This window comes from Methylobacterium crusticola (assembly GCF_003574465.1).
GTDB classification, from domain to species: Bacteria; Pseudomonadota; Alphaproteobacteria; order Rhizobiales; family Beijerinckiaceae; genus Methylobacterium; species Methylobacterium crusticola.
In genome coordinates this window covers 1-1,377 of the sequence record NZ_QOWC01000463.1, presented here as the reverse complement: position 1 = coordinate 1,377, position 1,377 = coordinate 1, and the positions used below count along the sequence as shown (strand labels likewise).

Sequence of the window (1,377 nt, the reverse complement as noted above, 5' to 3'; positions counted from 1 at the left end):
GCATACCACGACATGCTGACGGCAATTCGGAATAACGTAGCGACACTTAAAGCGCAGGGTAGATCACTTGATGACACTATCGCTGCGAAACCCACAGCTGCTTACGATGCGAAGTGGGGCCAGTTCGTGATTGGCCCTGCCTTGTTTACGCGCCTCGTCTACGAAGGTGTTTGAGCGGATCTAGCGAGAGGGCGCGCCGGCCCAAGTTGATGCGGGCGCTCGGCGTGCCGCGAATGCGCTGGACGGTGAAGCCGAGGTTCATCGGACGACTCCGATCCGATCGACGCGCCAGAGCTCGATCGCGAACCCGCGGGCGATCTCCCCTGCCCAAGCTTGGTGCAATACTCGAGCTAATGTCCTCCCTAATGAAAGCGACTGGCCGGATCTGCCGATGGCGCGTCGCGGGCAAGCAACATGCCCGCCACCGATAAAGCGTGCCTCAGCACCGGAAGCATCTCTTTGGCACCGTCCTGCTCAATGAGCCCGTGCGCCATCAGCAGATGATCGGCCACCAGTTCAAGTGGTGAACCGGGCGGCGTTGCGGGATGCGACGGCGGTGGGACGAAGTGTGCCAGTGTACCATAAGCGGTCAGCGGCTCTGAGCCACTCGGGCTGATCTCCGTCAGCGAACCGAGATAGCCCAGGAAGGCACGGTCGGGCGGTCCGAAGGAGGGAACCGCCCCGATCACGACCCAGGTGTAGCTCCCGTCAACGCGCCGCAGGCGGAGACGGAGGCTGTATTCGCTCTGCTGGTCACGGGCGCGGCGCAGGAAACTGACGGCGGACTCGTAGTCGTCCGGGTGCACGCAGCGAAACCATCCATGTTCGACGGCCTCGGCTGCTGATTGCCCGGTGAAGGCGCACCACTCTGGGCTGACATAGCTTACGCCCCCGCTCGCATTCGAGACGAAGATCATTCGTAGCGCCCCCCTTTCGAGTCGTGCAGGATAACGAACTCCACGCACTGATGAGATAGCGTCAACGCGACACGACGGCGATGAAAGATTTCTTGGCCTTGCGTAAGACGGGGGAAGTCAGAGGCCTTGGAACCGCCAATCTCTCCCAACCACGCAACATTTTGCGCAATCAACAGGCAATGGCTCAGCTTTAGAGATCCGCTCCACGAACGGTTGTCAACGATCGCCAAGGGGGATTAACCATGCTGAACATCATCCGGATCATCACTGCCGCCGCCATCCTGACCGGCTGGTGCCACCTGGTCCCGGCCCAGGCGGCTCCTGGCGCGTCGCAGGAGAATAGCGTCATCGAGACGACATGCCCGCTGCGGGCGTGGCCGTACATCGGCTGAGTGGCCTGTCCGGGAGGCTGCGACCGTGATCCTCACCTCGACCATCCTCGCAGGCGCCGCCCTCCTGC

2 protein-coding genes and 1 pseudogene are annotated in these 1,377 nt (G+C 62.1%); 2 read left to right on the top strand and 1 reads right to left on the bottom strand.

What is annotated here, in order from left to right; translation table 11 throughout:
* Positions 1-174, top strand: a pseudogene (locus DT057_RS37145) (MBL fold metallo-hydrolase); the annotation flags it as partial.
* A gap of 188 nt (positions 175-362) precedes the next feature.
* Here DT057_RS37145 and DT057_RS34905 read toward each other — a convergent pair.
* Positions 363-917 (bottom strand): PAS domain-containing protein, encoded by a 555-nt coding sequence (locus DT057_RS34905; protein ID WP_128566557.1) that lies wholly within the window; start codon positions 915-917, stop codon positions 363-365.
* Between the two features lie 242 nt (positions 918-1,159).
* Between DT057_RS34905 and DT057_RS35865 the strand changes: the two genes are divergently transcribed.
* On the top strand, positions 1,160-1,309 hold the full coding sequence (locus tag DT057_RS35865; RefSeq protein ID WP_162501621.1) for a hypothetical protein: 150 nt from the start codon (positions 1,160-1,162) through the stop codon (positions 1,307-1,309).
* Positions 1,310-1,377: the final 68 nt, after the last annotated feature.

Excerpts from the sequence above, each read along its gene's own strand:
- DT057_RS34905 (WP_128566557.1), bottom strand. The coding sequence starts at position 917 with ATGATCTTCGTCTCGAATGCGAGCGGGGGCGTAAGCTATGTCAGCCCA.
- DT057_RS35865 (WP_162501621.1), top strand. The coding sequence starts at position 1,160 with ATGCTGAACATCATCCGGATCATCACTGCCGCCGCCATCCTGACCGGC.